Origin of the sequence: Proteus hauseri (genome assembly GCF_040139125.1) — a bacterium.
Classification (GTDB): Bacteria; Pseudomonadota; Gammaproteobacteria; order Enterobacterales; family Enterobacteriaceae; genus Proteus; species Proteus hauseri_B.
Genome location: NZ_JBEEUB010000007.1, coordinates 76,167 through 99,494 on the forward strand (window position 1 = coordinate 76,167; position 23,328 = coordinate 99,494).

At 33.1% G+C, this 23,328-nt stretch carries 25 protein-coding genes; 16 read left to right on the forward strand and 9 right to left on the reverse strand.

Annotation, left to right across the window (positions count from 1 at the left end; genetic code table 11):
* The first annotated feature begins 5 nt into the window (after window positions 1-5).
* Window positions 6-332, forward strand: a complete 327-nt coding sequence (locus ABN099_RS12575; RefSeq protein ID WP_432807514.1) for a DMT family transporter — start codon at window positions 6-8, stop codon at window positions 330-332.
* 251 nt (window positions 333-583) lie between these two features.
* Here ABN099_RS12575 and ABN099_RS12580 read toward each other — a convergent pair whose 3' ends face one another.
* Window positions 584-3,661: a MexW/MexI family multidrug efflux RND transporter permease subunit gene (locus ABN099_RS12580; RefSeq protein ID WP_349464155.1), complete on the reverse strand. Its 3,078-nt coding sequence runs from the start codon at window positions 3,659-3,661 to the stop codon at window positions 584-586.
* Between the two features lie 12 nt (window positions 3,662-3,673).
* Window positions 3,674-4,780 carry an efflux RND transporter periplasmic adaptor subunit gene (locus ABN099_RS12585; RefSeq protein ID WP_349464157.1) on the reverse strand — a complete coding sequence of 369 codons (1,107 nt, stop codon included), beginning with the start codon at window positions 4,778-4,780 and terminating at the stop codon, window positions 3,674-3,676.
* 203 nt (window positions 4,781-4,983) lie between these two features.
* Between ABN099_RS12585 and soxR the strand changes: the two genes are divergently transcribed.
* On the forward strand, window positions 4,984-5,433 hold the full coding sequence (gene soxR / locus ABN099_RS12590; RefSeq protein ID WP_349464158.1) for a redox-sensitive transcriptional activator SoxR: 450 nt from the start codon (window positions 4,984-4,986) through the stop codon (window positions 5,431-5,433).
* A gap of 1 nt (window position 5,434) precedes the next feature.
* Here the strand turns inward: soxR and ABN099_RS12595 are convergent, their stop codons facing one another.
* The 7 genes from ABN099_RS12595 to ABN099_RS12625 are packed head-to-tail and all read right to left on the reverse strand — an operon-like array spanning window position 5,435 to window position 9,532.
* Window positions 5,435-5,884, reverse strand: a complete 450-nt coding sequence (locus tag ABN099_RS12595) for a hypothetical protein (protein WP_349464159.1) — start codon at window positions 5,882-5,884, stop codon at window positions 5,435-5,437.
* Window positions 5,871-6,575, reverse strand: coding sequence for a type III secretion protein (locus ABN099_RS12600; protein ID WP_349464160.1), 705 nt, complete (start codon window positions 6,573-6,575; stop codon window positions 5,871-5,873). Before ABN099_RS12600 ends, ABN099_RS12595 begins: the two co-directional genes overlap by 14 nt.
* A complete protein-coding gene (locus ABN099_RS12605; RefSeq protein WP_349464161.1) occupies window positions 6,556-7,116 on the reverse strand; it encodes a type III secretion protein in 561 nt (186 codons plus the stop codon). Before ABN099_RS12605 ends, ABN099_RS12600 begins: the two co-directional genes overlap by 20 nt.
* On the reverse strand, window positions 7,100-7,861 hold the full coding sequence (gene sctJ / locus ABN099_RS12610) for a type III secretion system inner membrane ring lipoprotein SctJ (RefSeq protein WP_349464163.1): 762 nt from the start codon (window positions 7,859-7,861) through the stop codon (window positions 7,100-7,102). Before sctJ ends, ABN099_RS12605 begins: the two co-directional genes overlap by 17 nt.
* A gap of 2 nt (window positions 7,862-7,863) precedes the next feature.
* Entirely contained in the window at window positions 7,864-8,148 is a 285-nt protein-coding gene (gene sctI, locus ABN099_RS12615) for a type III secretion system inner rod subunit SctI (protein WP_349464165.1), read from the reverse strand.
* 20 nt (window positions 8,149-8,168) lie between these two features.
* Window positions 8,169-8,426: a type III secretion system needle filament subunit SctF gene (gene sctF / locus ABN099_RS12620; RefSeq protein WP_349464166.1), complete on the reverse strand. Its 258-nt coding sequence runs from the start codon at window positions 8,424-8,426 to the stop codon at window positions 8,169-8,171.
* Between the two features lie 29 nt (window positions 8,427-8,455).
* Complete coding sequence (locus ABN099_RS12625) at window positions 8,456-9,532, reverse strand: hypothetical protein (RefSeq protein ID WP_349464167.1); 1,077 nt, start codon at window positions 9,530-9,532, stop codon at window positions 8,456-8,458.
* Window positions 9,533-9,819: 287 nt separating this feature from the next.
* On the opposite strand from ABN099_RS12625, the gene ABN099_RS12630 reads away from it, so the two are divergent.
* From ABN099_RS12630 to sicA, 14 genes are all read left to right on the forward strand, one after another.
* On the forward strand, window positions 9,820-10,575 hold the full coding sequence (locus ABN099_RS12630; protein WP_349464168.1) for a helix-turn-helix domain-containing protein: 756 nt from the start codon (window positions 9,820-9,822) through the stop codon (window positions 10,573-10,575).
* A complete protein-coding gene (sctC, locus tag ABN099_RS12635) occupies window positions 10,559-12,289 on the forward strand; it encodes a type III secretion system outer membrane ring subunit SctC (RefSeq protein ID WP_349464170.1) in 1,731 nt (576 codons plus the stop codon). The genes ABN099_RS12630 and sctC overlap by 17 nt, the downstream gene beginning before the upstream one ends.
* A gap of 3 nt (window positions 12,290-12,292) precedes the next feature.
* A complete protein-coding gene (gene sctW, locus ABN099_RS12640; RefSeq protein WP_349464171.1) occupies window positions 12,293-13,375 on the forward strand; it encodes a type III secretion system gatekeeper subunit SctW in 1,083 nt (360 codons plus the stop codon).
* A gap of 33 nt (window positions 13,376-13,408) precedes the next feature.
* Complete coding sequence (locus tag ABN099_RS12645) at window positions 13,409-15,511, forward strand: EscV/YscV/HrcV family type III secretion system export apparatus protein (RefSeq protein ID WP_349464172.1); 2,103 nt, start codon at window positions 13,409-13,411, stop codon at window positions 15,509-15,511.
* A gap of 8 nt (window positions 15,512-15,519) precedes the next feature.
* Entirely contained in the window at window positions 15,520-15,933 is a 414-nt protein-coding gene (locus ABN099_RS12650; RefSeq protein WP_349464173.1) for a type III secretion protein, read from the forward strand.
* A gap of 3 nt (window positions 15,934-15,936) precedes the next feature.
* Window positions 15,937-17,238: a type III secretion system ATPase SctN gene (gene sctN / locus ABN099_RS12655; protein ID WP_349464174.1), complete on the forward strand. Its 1,302-nt coding sequence runs from the start codon at window positions 15,937-15,939 to the stop codon at window positions 17,236-17,238.
* The gene (locus ABN099_RS12660) at window positions 17,222-17,689 is read left to right on the forward strand and encodes a type III secretion protein (protein ID WP_349464175.1); all 468 of its coding nucleotides are present in this window, start codon (window positions 17,222-17,224) and stop codon (window positions 17,687-17,689) included. The genes sctN and ABN099_RS12660 overlap by 17 nt, the downstream gene beginning before the upstream one ends.
* Complete coding sequence (locus ABN099_RS12665; protein ID WP_349464177.1) at window positions 17,664-19,013, forward strand: hypothetical protein; 1,350 nt, start codon at window positions 17,664-17,666, stop codon at window positions 19,011-19,013. Before ABN099_RS12660 ends, ABN099_RS12665 begins: the two co-directional genes overlap by 26 nt.
* Window positions 19,010-19,918 carry a FliM/FliN family flagellar motor switch protein gene (locus tag ABN099_RS12670; RefSeq protein WP_349464178.1) on the forward strand — a complete coding sequence of 303 codons (909 nt, stop codon included), beginning with the start codon at window positions 19,010-19,012 and terminating at the stop codon, window positions 19,916-19,918. The genes ABN099_RS12665 and ABN099_RS12670 overlap by 4 nt, the downstream gene beginning before the upstream one ends.
* Before the next feature lie 3 nt (window positions 19,919-19,921).
* Window positions 19,922-20,581 carry an EscR/YscR/HrcR family type III secretion system export apparatus protein gene (locus ABN099_RS12675; protein ID WP_349464180.1) on the forward strand — a complete coding sequence of 220 codons (660 nt, stop codon included), beginning with the start codon at window positions 19,922-19,924 and terminating at the stop codon, window positions 20,579-20,581.
* Complete coding sequence (sctS, locus tag ABN099_RS12680; protein ID WP_349464182.1) at window positions 20,581-20,835, forward strand: type III secretion system export apparatus subunit SctS; 255 nt, start codon at window positions 20,581-20,583, stop codon at window positions 20,833-20,835. Before ABN099_RS12675 ends, sctS begins: the two co-directional genes overlap by 1 nt.
* A gap of 5 nt (window positions 20,836-20,840) precedes the next feature.
* A complete protein-coding gene (gene sctT, locus ABN099_RS12685; protein WP_349464183.1) occupies window positions 20,841-21,614 on the forward strand; it encodes a type III secretion system export apparatus subunit SctT in 774 nt (257 codons plus the stop codon).
* Window positions 21,607-22,668, forward strand: coding sequence for an EscU/YscU/HrcU family type III secretion system export apparatus switch protein (locus ABN099_RS12690; protein WP_349464184.1), 1,062 nt, complete (start codon window positions 21,607-21,609; stop codon window positions 22,666-22,668). Before sctT ends, ABN099_RS12690 begins: the two co-directional genes overlap by 8 nt.
* 152 nt (window positions 22,669-22,820) lie before the next feature.
* Entirely contained in the window at window positions 22,821-23,327 is a 507-nt protein-coding gene (gene sicA, locus ABN099_RS12695; RefSeq protein ID WP_349464185.1) for a type III secretion system translocator chaperone SicA, read from the forward strand.
* Window position 23,328: the final 1 nt, after the last annotated feature.

Sequence of the window (23,328 nt, forward strand, 5' to 3'; positions counted from 1 at the left end):
CAATTATGCTTACCGGATTCTTATGGCTGGCGCTCTCTATTGGTTCTGAAATTACGGGAACCTCTATGATTAAAAAAACCAATGGCTTTAGTAAATTAGCGCCTTCTATTTTAGTTATTGTTGCTTACTGTATCTGTTATTTTGCATTAACTCGCGCAATGGGATATATCCCAGTAGGTGTCGCTTATTCTTTGTGGTGTGGATTTGGTATTGTTGGTGTGACTTTAGTTGCCATGATCCTATATAAACAAAAGCCAGATTTACCAGCCGTATTTTCAATGGCATTAATTATCTCTGGTGGGATAATTATGAATACATTCTCAACAATGTAATTACACTATTAATTATCTTTAATAGAAATACTGATGCTATATGAAATAGGATCAGTGTTTCTATTTTTTTAAATATAAAACTATTACATTGTATTTTAACACGATGATTTTTGTTAATGATTTTGGTTAATAATTTTATTTTAAAAGTAAGTAGAGCTTACCTTGATAACATTAAAGATAACATCCCCATGCATTCACAATGGGGATGTTTCTACGACATTACTGCTTGTAATTGCTTTTTATTTTGTAGGCTACAACTCTCGGACTTGCTGTAACTGCTTTTGACGTTCCGTTTGTGCGCTGATTTGATGGTTTCGGGCTAAAAAACTGTACATTGTTGGCAAGACAAACAGAGTAAATAGTGTGCCGACTAACATACCCGACACAATTATCAGCCCTAATCCATAGCGGCTATTAGCACCTGCACCACTGGCAAATAACAGAGGGATAAGCCCAATGACCATCGCGGCAGTGGTCATTAATACTGGGCGTAAACGAATTTTAGCGGCTTCAATAATCGCATCATGGCGATTAAGATTTTTATGCACCTGTAACTCATTAGCAAATTCCACCATTAAAATACCGTGTTTACTAATCAGCCCAATTAATGTCACTAAACCAATTTGCGTGTAGATATTTAACGTCACCACACCCAATGCTAAAGGCACTAATGCCCCACAAATAGAGAGTGGAACAGTGATTAAAATAATGAGTGGATCCACTAAGCTTTCATACTGGGCTGCTAATACCAAATAGATAATGATCAGTGCCGCAATAAAGGCAAAGATTAATGTATTACCTTCTTGCTTAAATTGGCGAGAGTCTGATTGCCAGTCATGGCTAAAGCCAGTAGGTAAGTTATCTGCCACCGTTTCCAGAAAATCAACTGCTTGCCCCATGGTGACGCCAGGTGCAGGAATCGCTTGGAAAATGGCGGCATTTTGTTGGTTAAACTGGATTAATTTATTAGGTTCGACTTGAGTCGTAATATTTACCACAGTCGATAGCGGAATTAACACATTATTTTGAGTTCGAATATAGTGACCTGCAAGTGCAGCAGGAGTTAAACGCTGATGACGCACACTTTGTGGAATAACATCATAAGAGCGGCCGTCCATACCAAAGCGATTGATATAGTGTTCGCCTACTAACAGAGAAAGTGATTCACCAATATCTTGCATACGAATGCCTAGGCTATTGGCTTTAGCGCGATCAATAGCGACTTGAACCACGGGATTGTTGTAGTCTAAATCACTATCAACCACCACAAAGAGACCGCTTTCTCGTGCTTGTTGTTTGATATTTTCCATGGTTTCAAATAAAACGGGATAACCTAATGGGCTACGTAATACCATTTGTACTGGTAATCCACCAACAGAGCCGGGTAATGAGGCTAATTGGAAAGCAAAAATACTGGTACCTTCAACATCACTCACCCGATTTTGTAAGTCAGCTTGAATCTGATCTGCTGTGCGCTCACGACCTTTCCAACCATCAAAGTTAATACCACCAAAACTTGCTGATGGTCCATCAGTGCCGTTAATTATCCATGTGCTATCTGTTTCTGGCAGACTCCTATAAATATCATCGAGTTTCTGATTAAAACGCTCTGCATAAGTTAAGTTTGCATGTTGTGGTGCTTTTACGGCGGTTAATACGCTCGCTTGATCTTCTGATGGTGCTAATTCTTGTTTTGCTTGACCATATAAAAACGGCAGACTAATAAATACGGCTAGGGCAAAAGTGGCAGTTAACCCGCGATGTGTTAGCGAAAAATTGAGTAAATAGCCGTAATAGTGCGCTATTTTGTCAAAAACAAATTCCGCAGCTTTTGCCATTTTGCCTTCGTTCTCTTTAGGCTTAAGCATGAGTGAACTCATGACGGGTGATAATGTTAAGGCGACAATACCAGACACAATCACACTGCCAGCAAGCGTGATGGCAAACTCTTTAAATAAGGCCCCCGTTAAACCAGCCATTAAGCCAATAGGTGCATAAACGGCGGCAAGTGTAATTGTCATGGCAATGACCGGACCTGCGACTTCTCTTGCACCGACTAAAGCGGCTTGAACAGGCGATAATCCCTCTTCAATATGGCGATGGACATTTTCAACCACCACTATCGCATCATCCACCACAAGACCTATTGCTAATACCATCGCTAATAGGGTGAGTAAATTGATACTAAAACCGAAAGCAAGCATTAATCCAGCTGCGCCCAGCATTGATAATGGGATCGCTAATACTGGAATTATCACAGAACGAAATGATCCTAAACAGAGATAGATCACCGCGATCACGATCAAAATGGCTTCAATTAAGGTCTGAACCACTTGATCAATAGAAGCTTTAATAAAACGTGAGGTCTCAAATGCTAGTTCGACTTTAACACTGGGTGGTAAGGTTTTTTCGATATCAGCAAGATTTTCACGAATGCCATCTACTATCACCAATGGGTTACCTGTTGGCGTGGGAAACAAGCCTAAAAATACTGCTTTTTTACCATTCATTATGCCGCTGGTTTCTGTTGCTGCGGCACCTAATTCAACAGTACCGATATCTCGTAAACGTATTAGGCTATTGCCATCATTACTGATAACCATATCTTTAAACTCTTCGACATTGGTTAAATCGGTATTAACGTAAACGTTAGCAATAACAAACTCGCCTTCAACTTTACCGGGTGCTGCTTGATAGTTATTACGGCGCACGGCATCGGCAACATCACTGGCGGTTAAATGACGTCCTGCTAATTTTTCACTATCTAACCACAAACGCATTGCTAGTTGTTGACCACCAAATACTTGAACTTTCGCTACACCATTAATTGATGAAAACATCGGTTCAACAACACGAGAAAGATAATCTGTTAACTCAGGGATAGAGAGCTGTTCACTAGAAAAACCAACATATGCAACGGCAGTAGATTCACCCGATGAAAGTTCTACAACGGGATCATAAGCCTGCTCTGGTAATTTATAACGAACCTGATTCACCTTTGCCATCACTTGCGTTAGTGCTTGAGTCGGGTCGCGGTTTAGCTCCATTCTTACTGTAACTAAGCTTTTTCCTTGTACTGAAGATGATGAAATATAATCGACACCTTCAACAGAAGAGACCGCTTGTGTAATAGGTTGAGTCACAAATCCTTGCATCAATTCTGACGATGCACCGGGATAGTCTGTTGCAATGGTGATAGTCGAGTTTTTTAGCATCGGGTATTGGCGAATTGGCAATTTACTGAATGCAAAGGCACCCAATAAAAAAATCAGGGTACTCACTACTAATGCCAATACAGGACGCCGAACAAAAATATCGGTAAATTTCATTATTAACTCCTGTTATGGCTTAGTGCTGATTGATTGTGCCAATGTGAGTGTATCTTGCTCAATGGGCTCAATAGTCATGCCATCACTGAGTTTGATTTGACCTGATGAGACCACTTGATCACCAAGAGATAATCCCTCTTTAATCTCAATAATGCCGTTGTAGCGCAATCCAACTTTCACAGAGACACGCTTAGCGATAAGGTTTTTTTGATTGTCGAACTGCGCTACAAACACGGTATCTCCATAGGCTGTATAGGTAACAGCGGTTTCCGGTACAGTTAATACTGACGGACTATTAGGAGATGTCACTTGAACGCGAGCAAACATACCCGCCTTCAGTTGGTTATCTTTATTTGGCAAAACAGCTTGTACTTGAACAGTACGAGAAGAGCCTATTAGCGGATCAATGGCATTAATTGAACCTGTAAATACCCTGTCAGGGTAAGCATCTACTTCGATCCTAATTGGCTGTTTGGTTGAAATTTTGGGTGCCACTTGTTCATCTAATGAAAAATTTAATTTTAGATGGCTAGCATCAACTAAAGAGGCAACACGCTCACCCGCATTAAGATATTGCCCTTCATGAACAAGCCTTATCCCGACAATGCCATCAAAGGGGGCTTTAATGGTTTTTTGTGCAATACGCGCTTTTACTTCACGAATTGAAGCGGCAATCATATCACGCTCAGATAATGTGCTATCTAACTGCGCAGCTGCGGCAACATTTTTACTATAGAGTTGACGAGTACGAGAATAGAGTTTTTCCGCATTGGTAAGTTGTGCTTGAAGCCGTAATAATTCAGCTTGTTCAGGCTCATCATTTAGTTTTGCCAGTACCTGACCCGCTTTAACAACTTGTCCTGATTCAAAATTTATAGTGGCAATACGGCCATTTGTTTCAGCGGCAAGATAGATCTGCCGAGCGGCTTCTAATTCGCCAACACCTTGCATATTATTCGGTAGTTTGGAGGATTGTACTGTGGCTAATGCCACCTTAGTGGATGGATAAGCAACTTGCTGTTTTTCATCTTGTTCTGATGATGTTGTTGCGTAAACCATGGCACCTGCACTCACTAAAAAGAGTGAGGCGCAAACAATAAGAGTGAGTTTTTTATTCATTTTATCGCCGATCCCATAGTAAAAATTTTTCTCTATTTTTATGATGTTATGTGTTGGTTTTTCCATTAGCGCTGAAATAAGCCGCCATTGCTGTTGTCGCTAATTCTCAATAATTTTAAACATAACAGCCAACATCCCACTGACTTGACTTAATGAGAGGAGAGGACTATAAAACCTCAAGTTAAGTTGAGGTCAAGAGAAAAATGGAAAAAGAGAAAATAGATTTTAATCGGGCATTAACCGTCGGTGAGGTTGCAAAACGAAGTGGCGTGGCGATATCAACACTACATTTTTATGAAGCGAAAGGATTGATAGAAAGTTACCGAAGTGCAGGTAACCAGCGGCGATATCCACCGGTTGTGTTGCGCTATGTGGCAATTATCAAAGCAGCGCAAAGTACAGGTATTCCATTAAAAGAGATCCAAGAAATTCTTGGAAAATATCCACCTAATAGCAAATTAACAGCAGATCAATGGCACGAAATATCAACGGATTGGAAAGTGAGGTTAGATGAACGAATTCGCCGGCTTAAGCGGCTACGTAATGGGCTTGATCACTGTATTGGCTGTGGATGCCTCTCTTTAAGTGATTGCCCACTACGTAATCCCGATGATGTATTGGGTGAAAAAGGACCAGGAGCACAAATTTTATAGCTCAGAATGAGAATGTTGCACTATCTGGTTTGAAAAACTCTGAATATTCTTCTTGGTTATCTATTATCCCAACCATTTCTAATACAAATTGATGATAAAAACCTTGATAGGAAATATAAGCAAGTAAAGCCTGGTTAATGATGCCTTTATTTTCAGTATCTTCTAGCTCGCTTTGTTGATGAGCATAAGTTAATAGAGCAAGTTGACGTTTTTCTTTTAATGTTTGATTACCCTCGTTTTTTACATCAAAATTTTTAAGAAAATCCAACACATCTTTTGGTGTATTAATTTGTGTCTGTTGTAGCAGTTGATAAAAGTAAGGGTTTAATATCGCCATTAAAGGATCAAGCTGATCATCTCCCATTGCAGCGGAAGAGAGTGATGCAGGTTGTTGTATTGACTGTTGATTATATAAATTATGGGGTGCGTTTAAGCCATCAATCTTCATCATTAACCTCGCTTTTTATATAGGGATCTGAATCGTTTGATAATTGAGTCTCATCGAGCACATCGAATTTAGTAATATAATTTATGAGTAAATCTTTTATTTCTTGATTAAAAACAGGCTGATAGCTTTCAGAAAATGGTTGGTGAAATTGCGACTGTAGATCTCTCATTAAAAGAGCGGGATCAAAAAATGCGATTTGATCACCTGTATTTATTGATATAACCGTACTGTTATGAGTAATAAATTCTATGTTTTGGTTATTAAGTGCTTTTTCGAGGTGATCCTTCAACGTTGCAGGTATTTCTAAGGTGATTTTTTTATCTGCTGGTGATGTGGCAATCAGGCGTTGAGTTAACTCAAGTTGTATTTCTGGTGACTGAAAAAATTGGGCAATAGTTGCTGTTATTTGCTCTCTCTGCTTTATTTCATCTTGTAATAATTTATCTTGGTATTGTGCACAAAATCGTAATATATCCGCTAATAATGCTTTTAATCCCTCACTATATGACTGCTTTATAAATAGTGCTCTTTTTGACTCTAGCTCCTTATTTGTATCAAGAATAAATTTTTTGGCACTATTTTTTGTTGCCAGATTTATTTTATGAATTTTATCCAATTGTCGGATATAACGAGCTCGAATAATTACACCTTCACAGGTATATTTTAACAGTGTTTCAGGCAGTGAGCGCAGCATAATTTAATACCAAAAGAAAAAGAGAACGAGATAAACCAATAGAGTCAGGTAATGTTATTTGTGATATTTCGACATCAAAAAGTAAAATAAATCGTTGAGATAACGCTGTCGAGATAGAAGAAATAAAATGAAATAACAAGTGATAACCAATGGTAAGTGCTGGTATTCCTTGAAGTTGGTTATCATCATCCTTATTAATATTAACAATAGGATAAAGTGATAAAAATGCCTGTAACGATTTATCTAGACGATAATAATTTTCTGATAATAAAAGAGAATTACGCGAATAAAAATAACCTAAAAATAGAGCACAACGAGGGAGGATGTGCCAAGAACTAACGATTTTCTCTACAATATCGTCTGTTGAATAATCTAATTCAGGGAGTAATTTATATTGTTTAATTAATTCATGATTAGCGATTTTCTGCCAAATTAAAGAGTCATCTTTAGAGGCTAATGTAGGATAACTAGAATGAATATAACTTAGCGGTTCATACATAACATTAGCGAATAGTTCAAATTGCTTAGGTGTTAGGTTCATTCTTTCCCTCTACTATGGTCACTTTTTTGTGGCGATAAACCATATAGATAATGGTAAAAACAACAGCAATTCCTACCAATAATAGACTGAGTAATATCCATGGATTAAAGAATAGAGAACTATTTTCTGATGAAGGTTTAGCTTTTATCACATTGAACTTATTAATATTTCTTGGATACAGCAATACAGTTATATTTTCCTCATCCATATCACTAAATGCATTATGGATAAAGGCACGTATATCTTCACCAAGTTGATCGCTATTAAGTACGCTGTCTTCATAAAAAATAAGCGCAGAAGAGTGAGGTTTTGGGATCACTCGCTCTGTAGGTGATAGCGGATAACTGATATGAACTCGCGCATCAATAATACTATCAATAACAAGTAAAGACTGTTCTAGTCGCTGCTCAATTGCTGAAATAAGCCGTGCTTTTTCTGCTTGTGGTGATGAAACGAGTGCATCAGAAGGAAAAAGCTGAGTCACTTCAATTCGTGCAACAGTAGGTAATTGATATTCTTCTAGTATTTGAATCGCAAGTGCTACATCTTCTTGCTTTACTGTAATATCAAATAATCCTTTTCCAAGTGCTGCACGTGTACTGGATATTTGATGTTTTTGTAAAACAGCTTGAATTTCAGTCGCTTGACGTTGATCTAAATTAGTGAGTAATGATTGCTCTTTACAACCACTTAGCAATGAAACCAAGCTGAATAGAAAAACAAAGAGTAAATATCTATTTTTCATTACTATTGTGCCTTGAGTAATGTTTCAACGATATTTAGTGATTTACGAGCAAGTGTGCTAGCTAAATTCATCGTGATGGTATAATCATTTAGCGTAGTTTGTAATTTTGTATAACTTTGAATATCAGAAAGTTGGCTTAATGTGGCTAGCTTTTCTTGAATTTGCGCCTCATATTGAAAGCCACTGGTAATACTTCTTGTCATCATTGATGACAAAGTATCACTCTCATTGTTATTTTTATCTGACAGTGCAGATAAATTGACCGAAGTAACAGGGGTAATTGCCATATATTTTCTCCATTTAATAATTAACGCATATTCCCGATGATGCTCATTGCAAGATCTTTTACGACCTTAATAGAGGTAGATTGGGCATTACGTGTAATATTATATTCAGCAAGTCTTGCTTGATAATCAGCTAATGAAGCCGCATTTGAAGTATCCGCTTTTAAATTATCAAGTGCATCTTTTAGAGCATCACTTTGATCTTTTACTGGTTCTACAAAATAATCATTAACAGTTTTGATTGCACTGACATCATCATTTGCTGGCGCATTTGTAGCCATAATATAATTCCTCTTAATTTTAGTTTGCTCTATAGTCCTTGTGGAAAATAGCGATGTTGGTTGTTAATAAAAATATAGCCTTTCTCTTCTTTTAACGTTGCTTGATAGTTTGAATCAGGATTACTTATGTTCTCATGATAAGTAATAAATTTTCTTCCGAAAATTGCAGTTTGTTTTTTTATATAGTTATCAATAATGGTTTTATTCTCTGAGGTTAAGCTGTCATCAAAAATAAATATTATTCCATTCTTCTTTTCTTGAATGGTATAACTAGTTTCTTTTATGAAAGAAAGTTTATTGATATCGTCAATGATTTTAGGGAGCGATAAACCATAGCTATTTATTTGGCAATTTAAAGGAATAACTTTATTTATAGCTTTTATGATATTTGTTTTTTCATATTCATTGTGATAAATGAAGTTTATTGTAGGTTTTTGCTTATCTTTTAATATTAGGTTGTAAATTTTATTATTATTTTCCTCATTAAATAATGAATTTATATTACTTGTGTCTATATATATAATGTTACTATTAGTCTTAGTTGATTTCATTTCATCAGGAAATAAATTGTCATAAATACAATAGTAATCATTCTCACCATTAAATCCTTTAAAATTTAAACTATCTAATGACGTTGAAGCTATTTCTTTTGGCTCGGAATGAGGCATAAATAAAGTAAATACAATTAGTGGTAGTATTATTAATGCAAATATTCCTACTATCATTTTTTTTGTGTCAAATTTTCTTTTAAATTTTTTAAAATGAGAGGGAGATAGAGGTGAGTTATTTTTATTGCTAATTAAAAAAATAGGAATATCATTCAGATAAAATATTTTATCTATCTCTAATAAAAAGGGTTTCTCTATATCATCTTTTATTTTACTGTTTTCAATTTTAATTGTATTATTTTTTATATTATCTTTATCCAGTGTAACAGAGAGTGTTTTTTCTTCTACTTTATCATCACAAGGGATGTAAAGTGTCGCTTTATCATTATTGATGTTTTTAGATTTATTTTTATAAAGAGAGATAAAATAACGGTCAGAAGTTAAGGGGAATATTGTACCCTTTAATGGACCGTGAAGAATATATATATAATAGAACATAGAGTTAACCTGATGATTATTTATTATTAATTTGCTATTGATATAGCTTAATGATTTGCTGATAAAAATTCTTTTAAAAAAGACACATGTTTTTTATTTGTTATTTCATTTTATTTAATAGGCTCTTTTTTTTTAAATAATAAACGAAAGCATCTTGAGGATTGCTTTTATAGTTAATTGTTGGTGATATTATTGTGAAAATATATAAAATAACAAGAGTAAGATTCCTTTCATTAACTAGTCTATGTAGTGCATTGTTTTTTTTAAATTATTTTGAGGTATTCCGCATGTTGATTAATGATGTAAAAATAAGTGGTAATAAAAATATATTAATGGGGCATTCATTGTTTTTTTGTATCCCTGAAGGCAATGAGTTTCCTATAAAAATATGTGATGAAAAAAACAATAAAGTAATAAAAGGAAATGCATTTATTTATAGTGCAAAAAATAGTGATGTCGTTTTTCAATTTGAAAATAACTCTTGGAAAATAGAAAAACGCTCTTTTTTTATTTGTGCAAGATTATTGGCATTTATTGATTATGCTCGTGATTTTTCAAAAATGACAGCAATAGGATCTGAATTTGATATTAATCAACAGATTTTTTATATAGAAAATATAGATAAGAGTTTGGAGTATGTTCTGATTAGCGAAGCATTAAAAAAGGAAAGCCAACTAGAGCCACTTTTTGTCACGATAAGACATAGTGAAAGTTATTGGCTTATTTTACATCTCATTAGTTATTTAGATGAGAAAAAAAGCAATATTGCACAAATAGGAGAACGATATGGAGTATCTGGCACACACTTTAGGCGGTTATGTAAGCGCTATTTAGGCAACTGTGGCAAAAGCCAATTGCGTTCGTGGAGAGCAGCATCGTCTATTTTAACTACATTATCAACGGATGAATCCTTAACTCAAATTGCCGTAGATAATGGATTTAGTTCGGCATCTCATTTTTCTAATGAAATTAAGTTGCTATTTGGTATTACCCCGACTGAATTTCGTCGAATTGGTCATCTTTTATATGAAAATAAAAAATAAGATCCTTTGTATTATTGCGCTAACTCTATGTTGTAGTTTTACAGTTCAAACTCAGGCAGCAGAAGGTAAAGTGATTTATACACATCAGGTTAAAAAGCCGGATATGTTTATTGCTGTAGATACGAGAATTGAACAATTTTTTTATGTGTTATCAGATAAACTAAATAAACCATTTATTCTCAGTAGTGCGGTTAAAAAGATGAGAATAACAGGAAATTTTGATATTTCTTCGCCTGAAGATGCTTTTGAACTGATAGTGAGAAGAATGTCATTACTCTATTTTAATGATGGTAAATCAGTTTATGTTTATGAAAGTAATGAAATACGTCAAGAGCTTTTTCAAGTCAAAAACATAGGAATGAATGAGCTTAAAGACTATTTACAAGATGTTGGGTTATATGATCAACGTTTTCCATTACGGTCTGGCAGAGATCAAAGAACCTTCTATATTTCTGGTCCACCAATTTATATTAAATTAGTAAAAGCCGCGGCTGATTATCTAGATAGTGATGCTCAAGAGCAAATGAGCGAAAGTATTAATAACCAAGTGCCAATAGGAAGTTCTCGCTATGGTGATGATTTTGTCCAAATTTTTCAATTAAAAAATACATTTGTTCAAGATAGAACATTTTCTTTGCGCGACGAGAAAGTAGTATTACCAGGTATCACTACTGTTTTACAGCAACTATTTATGCCAACAACAAATGGTATACAAAAAACAAGACCTAGCCAAATAATAGAACGCACAGATATATCATTAGAAAATAGCGGAGAAATTAGTGAGGAACAAGGCAATCAGATAGATAATTTATCAAACCCATCTGTAGCTACAAAAATAGGTCAATATAATGTTGAGTTAGTACCATTACCGGCGTCAAATAGCTTATTAGTTAAAACTAGTCGAGAAGGATTAGCGTTAGTCAGTGCTTTGATTTCTCAATTAGATAAACCAAAGCGACAAGTAGAACTGTCGTTATGGATTATTGATATTTCTAAAAATAGTGCAGATAGCTTAGGCGTAAATTGGCAAGCAAGTTATGGCTCAAATAAAGGCTCATTCTTTTTTAATTCAGCCAGTCTAAGTGCAGCATCTGGTTTAAATTTCTTAGCAAAGATTAAAGCATTAAGTGAAAATGGCGAAGCACAAATGGTCTCTCGCCCTATTATTTTGACTCAAGAAAATACACCTGCCATTTTTGACAACAACACTACCTTTTATACCCAAATTAAAGGTGAACGCGTTGCCACATTAGAATCAACGACTTTTGGAACCATGATAAGTGTATTACCTAGAATAGGTGAATTGAATAAAGATATCGAAATGATCATTAATCTTGAAGATGGAGCAGGAAAAAAAGATGGAGATGGTGATGATGAAAAAATTGAGAATTTACCCGTTATTAATCGAACAAATATTAGTACCGTTGCCCGTGTTTCAGAAGGTGGCAGTTTATTAATTGGTGGCTATACCCGTGAAGACAATATTAAAGCTGAGTCTAAGATACCTGTATTAGGTTCAATTCCTTTAATCGGTGGATTATTCCGTTATAGCTCTGATAATAATAAGAAAATGGTGCGTATATTTATGTTGCAGCCTCGTTTATTAGAAAAAACGGATACAGAGTTAATGGAATCTTTGACTGAAAATCCATTTCAACCAATTAATAATAAAACGTCACAAGCATTGCAACAACTTCAAGTTTTTATGAGGTAAGTAATGATTGGATCGATTAATAGCACAACACCTAGCACGGTAATAACTAAAGAGAGTACAACCAGTAAAAAGAGTCAACAAGAAACAGAATATAAACAGCCAAAAATAAGTGAAAAGCAAAATTATCAAAATCAATTAGCTGAAATTGCTGATGATATGTCTATGGTTGCGACACAGTTCTCACAAAGTTTTGGTAAGCGGTTAGATAGAAAAGCGGAAAAAGGTAAAAGCACTCTTTATATAACAGAAGAAGGAGCAGACAAAAAACTTGATAAAGTAATGATGATGTTTAAAAAATCAGGGCGAAGTTTGCAAGAATTACTTAATTTTTTACGTAAAATGTTCCCTGATGAAAGTGACCTCGTTATGGTATTACGAGAGTTATTAAGAAAAAAAAAGTTAGGTGCACAACTTGATGCTGGTATAGAAAATGAAATAAATCGCTTAATGAATAGCGAAAATGCAAAAAATATTCGTGCGGGGATAAATATTGCTCTTCAGGCGAGAACATTTGCTAAATTACTTTCTTTAAATCCATCATCTTTACGAGAACTATATCGTAGTTATCTTAATCTTGATCTCGACCCTATCTATTTTTTTCAAATGTGGATTGATGAGTATGATATTAATCAATGTACTATTATATTAAATTTTCTTACTCAAAGTCTGATTTGTGATATGCAGTCATTAATGCCAAGTTGTTCTCAAAGTACAGAGTTCGGTCAATTATTAGAGAGAGTTAATAAGCTACGTAGCTTATATAGTTTTATTGATATAAGTATGAAAGTTTTTTCTAAAAAAGAGCTTAAAAATACAATATCAGAAAAAGATCTTTATCAGCTAATATTATATGGAATGACATATCCAGAAGAAATGCAGGATTTCTTAAGTACTTTGTTAAAAGATAAATGGTTCGACTTTCTTATAAATATAAAGATGAGATTATTACAAGAAATAAAAAATATGTTTAAAACTTATCCTGAGTCATTATATTTATCTGATGACTTTAGAGATAGTTGCCAAATAATAGTACAAAAATTTATAGATAAATATATATCTGTGGAACAATATCAAATAAGAAAATAATATAATAACTAATAATTATTAATGGATAATTCTATGATTTATAGATTTCTTTTGGCAATAAAAAACCGACCAGAGCTTATTGTATTATCTATTATGATCCTTGTGATCATGATGTTAATTATTCCATTGCCAACTTATATTGTTGATTTTCTAATAGGGCTAAATATCACTATTGCTCTACTTATTTTTATGAGTTCATTCTATATCACTAGAATATTGAACTTTATGACTTTCCCTGCACTATTACTTATCACCACTCTTTTTCGTCTCGCCCTCTCTATTAGTACTAGTCGATTAATTTTATTAGATGCCGATGCTGGTGAAATTATTACTTCTTTTGGTGAGTTTGTTATTGGTGAAAATTTAGTAGTAGGGTTTGTTGTTTTCTCTATTGTTACTATTGTGCAATTTTTAGTTATTACAAAAGGTTCTGAACGTGTTGCTGAAGTGGCGGCACGTTTCTCTTTAGATGGTATGCCAGGAAAACAGATGAGTATTGATGCTGATTTAAAATCCGGCATCATTACCAATGAAGAAGTTCAAATAAGAAGAAAAGAGCTAGGGCAAGAAAGTCAGCTTTATGGTTCCTTTGATGGTGCAATGAAATTTATTAAAGGTGATGCTATTGCAGGTATTGTGATTATTTTTGTTAACTTAATTGGTGGTATATCTGTTGGTATGGCTCAAATGGATTTATCTATTTCACAAGCCTTACATACTTATACATTATTAACAATTGGTGATGGATTGGTTGCACAAATACCAGCATTGCTGATTTCTATTAGTGCTGGTTTTATTGTAACAAGAGTAGGTGGTGAAAATAAAAATTTGGGCTTTAGTATTATGAATGAGCTATTAGCTCAAGATTTTGCTTTGCTTGTTACTGCCATTCTCGCTTTTGTTATTGGCTTTTTACCGGGATTTCCTACACCTGTTTTTCTTATATTATCTGCAATATTAGGAAGTTACTTCTTTAGAAAAACATGGAAAAATAAGAAAAAAGAAATAACAACTACATCTAGTAATGACGCTAGTGAAAATACAGCAGAAGAAGGCGAAGGTAAAAAAGGATTAATTTCAAATCTTTTTTCAGGTAAGAAAGAAGAGGCGGAAAATAGTTTATTAACCGAAAACATTTCACTTTTGCAAGCAGAAACAGTACCTTTAATTATTACCGTATCAGCTAAGAAAAAAAACTATCTAACAAAAATCGTATTTGATAAGTGGTTGAAAAAAGAGTTTATATTACAATATGGTGTTTTGTTGCCCGATATCATTATTCATTACTCTGAACTGGTTGATGAAAATAAAACGCTTATTTTGATTAATGAAGTAAAAGCTGAAGAATTTGATTGTCCATTTCCTTTAAATTATGTTGAAAATCCTAATGATGAGTTTCTTTCTCTCTCATTTGAAATAACAGAAATTAAAGATGGAAATGTAAAAAATTATTGGGTTGATGAAAAAGATAAAGACAAGCTAAATAGCTTAGGATATATATTAAATTCGTCAGAATCTTATTTCTATAAAAAGTTTTCTAATTTAATCACATTAAATATTGTTGAGTTTTTAGGAATACAAGAAACAAAAAATATTTTAGATAAAATAGAAGAGAAATCACCTGAATTGATGAAAGAGTGTTATAGGCAAGTTTCTATTCAACGTATTAATGAAGTACTACAACGCCTTATACAAGAAAAAATACCCATTAGAAATATAAAAACAATTATTGGCGGATTAGTACAGTGGGGAGGTAAGGAAAAAGATCCAATCCTATTAACAGAACATATTCGCTCATTACTTTCACGCTATATTAGCCACTTTTTCTCAAAAGATAATTGTATTAACGTTATTATATTATCTAATGAATTAGAAGATGTTATTCGTAGTGGCATAAGACAAAGCTCTTCAGGAACATTTCTAAATTTAGAACCTGCAGAGCTTGATATGGTAATAGAAAAAGTAACACTAGCAATTGATGATATAAAATATATTCAAAATTATGTGTTTTTAACTGCAATAGATATAAGAAGGTTTGTAAGGAAATTGCTGGAAACTCAATATCCACAATTATCAGTATTATCTTATGATGAAATATCATCTGATATTGAAATTAATGTTTTGCAATCTATTTAGGAGATATTATGTCTTTTGATCTTGCCAGTTTAATAATGGATGCGATGAATGTAATTGGTCGCAATGATCTTTTTTCAGAAGGGAAGTCTATTGATAACCATTCTACAATTACAATTAGTTTAGGAGATATGCCAGACATTAATTTATTAGTCGTAGATGAAGTTCCTATGATTTGGTCAGTACTATATGAATATGATGAAAATTTATTAAAGCAATGTAGTTTTGAATTATTACTCGATAATATTAATAACCAAACTGAAAGTTTTCATCCTGGTCAACCCGCTTTAGTAAAAGTAGAGTCAGAATTAGAATTACGAGCTTCTTTTATGCCCGTTGCTCTACAAAATGGAGAATCTATGGCAAAAGCAATTGATGAGTATTTTCAAACTATGAATAGAATACATCAACAATTCATCGATTAATAAATGAATAACGTACTTTCTATTTTTCATTACGCAGCACACCCAACCCGAATACAAGGAAATATTCTTGAGGTGATGTTGCGTAATGTATTTATTGGGGAAATTTGTTACATAAAAGAATCGATTACTAGTGAAGAGAATATTGGCGAAGCGATTGTTATTGGCTTTCGTAATGGTATTACTATTTTAAGTATGATGGGAAGCCCACAAGGATACTCTTTACAAATAATCATAGAGCCAACAGGAAAAGCATTTTCTGTTGCATTAAGCCTTAATATATTGGGAAGCATGATCGATATAAAAGGCAATTGTTTGCTCCGTTTTAATGATAATGAAGTTTCTGAAGATGTATTTTATACAAATTTTCCTATAGAAGGTAATCCCCCTTTATTTAGTGAAAGGAGACCGATTACAACGGTATTTGAGTCAGGAGTGCGTGCTGTTGATGGATTATTGAGTTGTGGATTAGGTCAACGGATGGGCATTTTCGCCAGCGCAGGAACGGGTAAAACAATGTTGATGAATATGTTTATTCGTTTTTCTCAAGCAGATGTTTTTGTTATTGGACTGATTGGTGAAAGAGGTCGAGAAGTTACCGAGTTTGTTGAAGAATTAAAGCAAGACAAACGATGTGAAAAAACGGTATTGATTTGTTCAACATCGGATCAGCCAGCAATTGAACGCTGTAATGCTGCTTTAGTTGCAACAACAGTGGCTGAATATTTTCGAGAACAGGGAAAGAATGTTGTTCTGTTTATTGATTCTATGACTCGCTATTGTCGAGCATTGCGAGATGTTGCGCTTACCGCTGGCGAATTGCCGGTTCGTAAAGGTTATCCCGCTTCTGTGTTTGATAAATTACCCGCAATTTTAGAACGACCGGGAGTGACAAAAAGTGGTTCTATCACTGCATTTTATACTGTTTTATTAGAAAGTGATGATGAACCTGATGCTATTGGTGAAGAGATTCGCTCTATTCTTGATGGGCATATTTATCTTTCACGTAAAATTGCCGCTTCTGGTCATTATCCGGCTATTGATATTTTGGGTAGCGTCAGCCGTGTTTTTCAACAAATTACGAGTGTTAAACAACAACAATCCGCATTAAAAATAAGGCAAATTTTGATGCGTTTGCAGGATATTAAATTGCTGCAAGAGCTTGGTGAGTATCATCAAGGTGAAAATGAATTAAATGATGATGCTGTTAATAAGCAAGCTTTAATAGAGGCTTTTCTAGTTCAATCATTTACAGAAAACGCTGAATTTCAACAAACATTGAAACAACTTTATGCGCTTGCCCCTTAATCAGAGAGTATTAATTAATGCTATCGCTAAACGTCAAAAAAGAATAGAAAAAGAGCAACGAAAGCATCAGCAATTAATTATTGACGCTGAAACGAAAAAAGAAGAGCAACAACAATTAGCGCTTGCATTGAAAAAAGAAATTTCTGCTTATGAAAAATCAGGACTTTACTCTTTAATATCATTAAACCAACAAAAACGTAAACAAGCGATTGTTTTATCATCATTAAATATCTCTACTGCTCAACTTAAAGAGATTGAATATAAATTAATTCAATTGAAAAGTGGTAGCCTTGAATTAAAAAAGGAAAGACTACTGGCTATAAAAAAACAAAATAAAATGAAGCTTTATTTTGAAAGAAAAGCATTAGAAAAAGAGTTATACATTGAACGATTAGAACAAAATGAAATACAGGAGATGGCATTATATGACTCAAATAATATCGAATGGTGATAAAGTAATTTTAAATTCAATGAATGACTTGGATAGAAATAGTGATTTTAAAACCTTATTGAAAATGGCTCATGTAATGCAGGGTGATTCTAATAATTTAAAGTTATCGCCTGAAAATATAAAAAAACTAAAGCAAAAACTAAATTTGATGGAGGGTCTTAGTGGAAAAGAAGATGTATTAATAAATGACACTTTATCTGAAGAGGTAAAAGAGAGTGAAGATTTTACAACGAGTAAAAATGAGAAAGAACAACTTGAGAATATTGAGGGTTTGTTATTAAATCAAAAACCTTTTTTTCTTCATAAGTCCGGTAATTTAAGAGCGTCACAGAGAGTACAAGACGTAGATTTTATTAATAATAAAGCGCCTTATATGCATGAAAAGATGATGAAAAAAGACTTTTCTGAAGATACGCTTCAATTAAGTAACCAAAAGAGAAAAAATTTATCTCATCTTCATGCCGAAAAACAAATATCTGTACCCGTTAAAATAGCAGAAAAAAATAATACCATTTCTGCTATTGCACAAAAAAAAGCAGAAAAAAATAATGAAGAGATTAAACCAGTTAAAACCGTAATAAAGGATAAATCATACGTTAATAATGCAGACATGGTGGCAATCAATTTACCTTCTTCTGAAGAAAAAACAGTATTTAAAGATATAGATAAAGATATAGATACGGTTTTAACTAAGAAATATGCCATGGTAGATCTTCAACCAAAAAAAAATAGCATTGATTTAGAGTCAATCGAGAAACAACATGAGAGCTTTTCAGCTATTCAAACTGAAAATATTGAAGATAATAAAAATATTTTTAGCTATAGAGAAAATCAAAATAGCCATAATCTAAACAATATTAAGAATAAAATAATATCATCATTAAATAGAGTAATAGATTCTGATATAAAAATAGATGGAGGCAATAAGAAAGAAAGAACAATAGATTCTAGAAATATTGCACTCTCTAATATTCAAAATCCTCAAATTCAACCATCAGTTATATTGCCAAAAACAGCAGATAAAGTACTTGAAATTCCTTCTTGGAAAATTTTACATAAAAAAATATCAACAATTACACAGCCACCAAGTATTACTTATGTTTTCAAACAGTGGGGAAGTGATACTCATCAAATGCAAATTAACTTTATAGATAGACAGATTCAGTTAGTTGCATCAACGGGGCGTGTCTATCAATCGTCTTTGGATAATGTTAATCAATATCAAGGTCGGTTTACATTAGCATTAAATTCTGAAGATAAAAATGCACATTGGCACATTAATGCAATTGATACTAATGCGGATAAAGAGAGAGAAAGAGAATGATTAGCGAGCTCGATTCAAAAGATACAGAGCTCAATAATAGAGGTAATGATGCGATAAAAATATTGTCATCTTTATTTATACCTCAAGCAGTAAAAGTATCTGAACGCTATTTTTTAATAAAGGGAGAGAGCGCTTTGGGCTCTTTAACTGGCTTAGTGGCAGTTAATCAAGCGATGGATATTGCTTATCCTAAAAAAAATATTGATTGGCTCCAAGTTCCTTTTTCTTATTTACAATCACTTTTTTCTCAGGTTTTCTCACAATTATTACTTCCTTTTTCAAAAGAACCAATGACATTATCTGTCGATAATATCTGGGTAGAAGAGCAAAAGAGAATACTTTATCCGGTTGTGAACACGGAAATAGGTGATGTATTTATTTGCGATATAAAAGGTAAGTATGAATGGATCCCTTTATCAGAAAACAGAATAGGTTCAGTAGCTAAATTTAATTTTGGCTATAGTAAAATATCTATTTCATTATTAAAAACACTCTCTTTAGGTGATGTTTTTTTAATTGATAACGTCTCTTTTTCACTATTTATTGGTGAGAGGAGATGGATGGGATTTAAATGGAAAGGGGAAGATACCGTGGAATTAGAAGAATTATCTGATAGCTTAGAAATAGAAGAAAAAAAAGATATTGAAGAAGTAAAAAAAGAAAAAATAGACCTAAAATCTATTGGTATTATTCCTGTTACCGTCTCTTTTTTATTGGCAAGTAAAGTTTTATTGATTGAAGAGATAGAAAATTTAAAGCCCGGACAACAGATTACATTATCAGAAAATGTTTCTCGTCATATTACATTAGCTGTCAATGGAACACCAATTGCTCGAGGTGAGCTGATTAAGGTTGGTGATAGATTTGCCGTTGAGATTCAGCACTCATATTCTTCATGTGAATAATTTATGGATAGTTCAACAAACTTAATTTTAACACTGGCTATTGCAACGTTAGCACCTTTTATTATTGCAGCAGGAACATGCTATTTAAAATTCTCAATTGTTCTTGTTATGACGCGAAATGCGCTTGGTGTTCAGCAAGTTCCATCTAATATGGTTCTCAATGCTATTGCTTTGATGATGGCATTATTTGTTATGACACCTATAGCAAAAAATACTTATCAATATCTTGTCGAAAATCCTATTGATATATCATCACCTGATTCTTTTGACAGATTCTCTGATGATGCCTTAGGAGAGTATAAACGGTATTTATATAAGTATTCTGATCCAGAATTATTAAACTTTTTTGAAGAGGCTCAAGGTAATAGACCTAACAGTTATGGAGATAAAGAGAATATAGAAAACTCTTTATTATCCTTGTTGCCTGCCTATGCATTAAGTGAAATAAAATCTTCTTTTATTATAGGGTTCTATCTATATTTGCCTTTTATTGTTATTGATTTGGTTGTGTCATGTATTTTGTTAGCACTTGGTATGATGATGATGAGCCCAATTACATTATCTGTACCATTAAAATTAATTTTATTTATTGCAATGGATGGCTGGACATTATTATCAAAAGGATTAATTAATCAATACTTGGATTTAATGGCGGTAAATTAATGGATATGATCTACGCTGCAAATAAAGCCATTTACTTGATTATTGTGCTTTCTGCTGGACCTATTGCAATAGCAACCTTTATTGGACTTGCTATCGGCTTATTGCAGACTATTACTCAAGTACAAGAACAAACATTACCCTTTGGTGTTAAATTAGTGGGTGTTTTCGTTTGCTTATTAATCACTATGGGATGGATGGGTGATAAAATATTAGTGTACGCAAAAGAGATGATAGCAATAGGGCTATCAGGATAAATCGTATGTTAATATTATTTGAGAACATAAAGATTTACTTAGTCGATCTCTTATTGCTTGCTGCGAGATTGATTCCCACTTTTATGTTTATACCCTTTTTAAATAGTAAGGTTCTTAATAGCCAATTATTAAAATATGTTGTTATTTTTTATATTGCTATGGGGATAAAACCCAGTATTACAATTGTTGATTCTACAAGAAATTTATGGGGTGTTATTTTAATCAGCGAATTAGTTATTGGTATTTTTATCGGATTATTACTTGCTACACCATTTTGGATAGCCTCTGCTTTTGGTGAATTTGTTGATAACCAGAGAGGGGCGAGTATTGGTGATACTATTAACCCTACCACTGGTATTGAGTCTTCTGAATTTGCATCATTAACTGGACTTTTTTGTGTTGCTTATTTTTTATCAACAGGTGGTCTATCAATATTAATGAATACATTAAAAGAGAGCTACGAAATTTTTCCAATGGGATATTTTAATAGCGAAATCGGCTATGCCTTTATTGGTCAATGGTTGAATAATATGGTAAAAACCGCCATTATTTTAGTCTCTCCTGTACTTATTATTATGTTTTTAAGTGAAGTCGCACTAGGCGTGTACTCGTTATTTTGTCCTCAGCTAAATGCATTTTCATTATCATTATGTATAAAAGGTATAATCGCATTTTCAGCATTATTACTCTTTTTTACTTCTGCACTGACAAATGAATTATCTGATTTTTTTAATAATAGATACTTTTATGATATTTTTATGAGTATTTATCATGGCTGAAAAAACAGAAAAGCCAACCCAGAAAAAACTTGATGACTCGGCAAAAAAAGGGCAAACATTTAAAAGTAAAGAACTAACATCGGGTTTAGTTTATCTCATCGGTGTTATGTATTTATTTCATCAAGTTAATTTAGATGAATTTAGTCGGTTTTATCAATCACTATTACTTTATCCTAATAATATTACCTTAAAAAGTTATGTGGAAATAATATCAAAAATATTTTTTGATATTGTATTACCTATATTAGTTGTTACTATTTTATCTGGAACAATCCCTTCATTATTCTCATCTCGATTTAAGCTTGCGACAGAAGCTATAAAGATTGATCTTAATCATATTAATCCCATATCTGGCTTTAAAAAAATATTTAGTATGAGAACAATAAAAGATCTTTTTAAAACGTTATTTTTCATACTTATATTTCTGATTACTTGTTCTTTATTTATTGTTTTGCATGGATCTGAGATATTTTTATTATATCGCTCTAGTTTAGAACAGATTATTGATAAATGGTGTTCACTGGTTGTTAGTTTTATATTTGTTTTTTTTATTTTATCTATCCCCATCCTTATTTTAAATATTATTGCTGATTTTTTACTTTTTATGAAAGATATGATGATGGAAAAGCATGAAGTAAAACAAGAAAACAAAAATATGGAAGGTGATCCAGAAATAAAATCAACACGAAAACAGTTACACCAAGAATTACTTGATGAGCCGATGAAGCAAGTTATTCGTGATTCATCCGCTGTCATTGTTAACCCTACGCATGTCGCTATTGGTATCTATTTTGATCCAGATAATGGAATTATGCCTTTGGTTTCATTGCGTTGTAAAAATGCACAAGCATTAGCAGTTAAGGCTTATGCAAAGAAAATAGGTACACCTGTTGTTCGTTATCCTGAACTAGCGAGAAAAATTTACCATAAATATCATTTATTTGAAGTAATGATAGACAAGGATTTATTAGATGTTATGGATATTTTAATTTGGCTTAAGAAAATAGAAATAGAAGGTATGTTAAGAGAAGAGATGGATTATATAAATGAATAATTTAAAGATAATAACAAGCTAAGTTTAAATTATATAAAAAAAATCATATTTATTTTTATAAATATGGGCGTGTGTTTTATTAAAGTAATTAAATAACCGTTATTTTAAAATATCACCATTAATTATTCATCTTAGATGAAAGGATTAACACAATGTCATTATATGAAAAAATGTCAGAAAAAGAACTTGATCAATTAGCAAGCTATATCGTTTCTATTGTTCAAAATGGGACTTCACTCAAGGACGAAAGCTCAATTCCAGAAGGATTTATGGAAGGAATTTATTCATTCGCTTATGACTTCTACCAGAAAGGAAAACTGGACGAAGCTGAAGCTATCTTTAAATTTTTATGTCTTTATGATTTCTACAATGTTGATTATATCATGGGATTAGCCGCTGTTAATCAATTGAAAAAACAGTATCAGGCTGCAGTTGATCTTTATGCGCTAGCTTATCTTAATGCTAAAAATGATTATCGACCTGTTTTTTATGCCGGGCAATGTAATCTATCTTTAGGTGAAAAAGAGAAAGCAAAATACTGTTTTAATCAAGTTGTTGAAAAAATAAATGATGAATCAATAAAAGAGAAAGCGATGGTCTATTTAGAATCGCTAAAAGATGTTCCTCTCGTTGTAATTGATGAAAGTAAGGACGAATAGC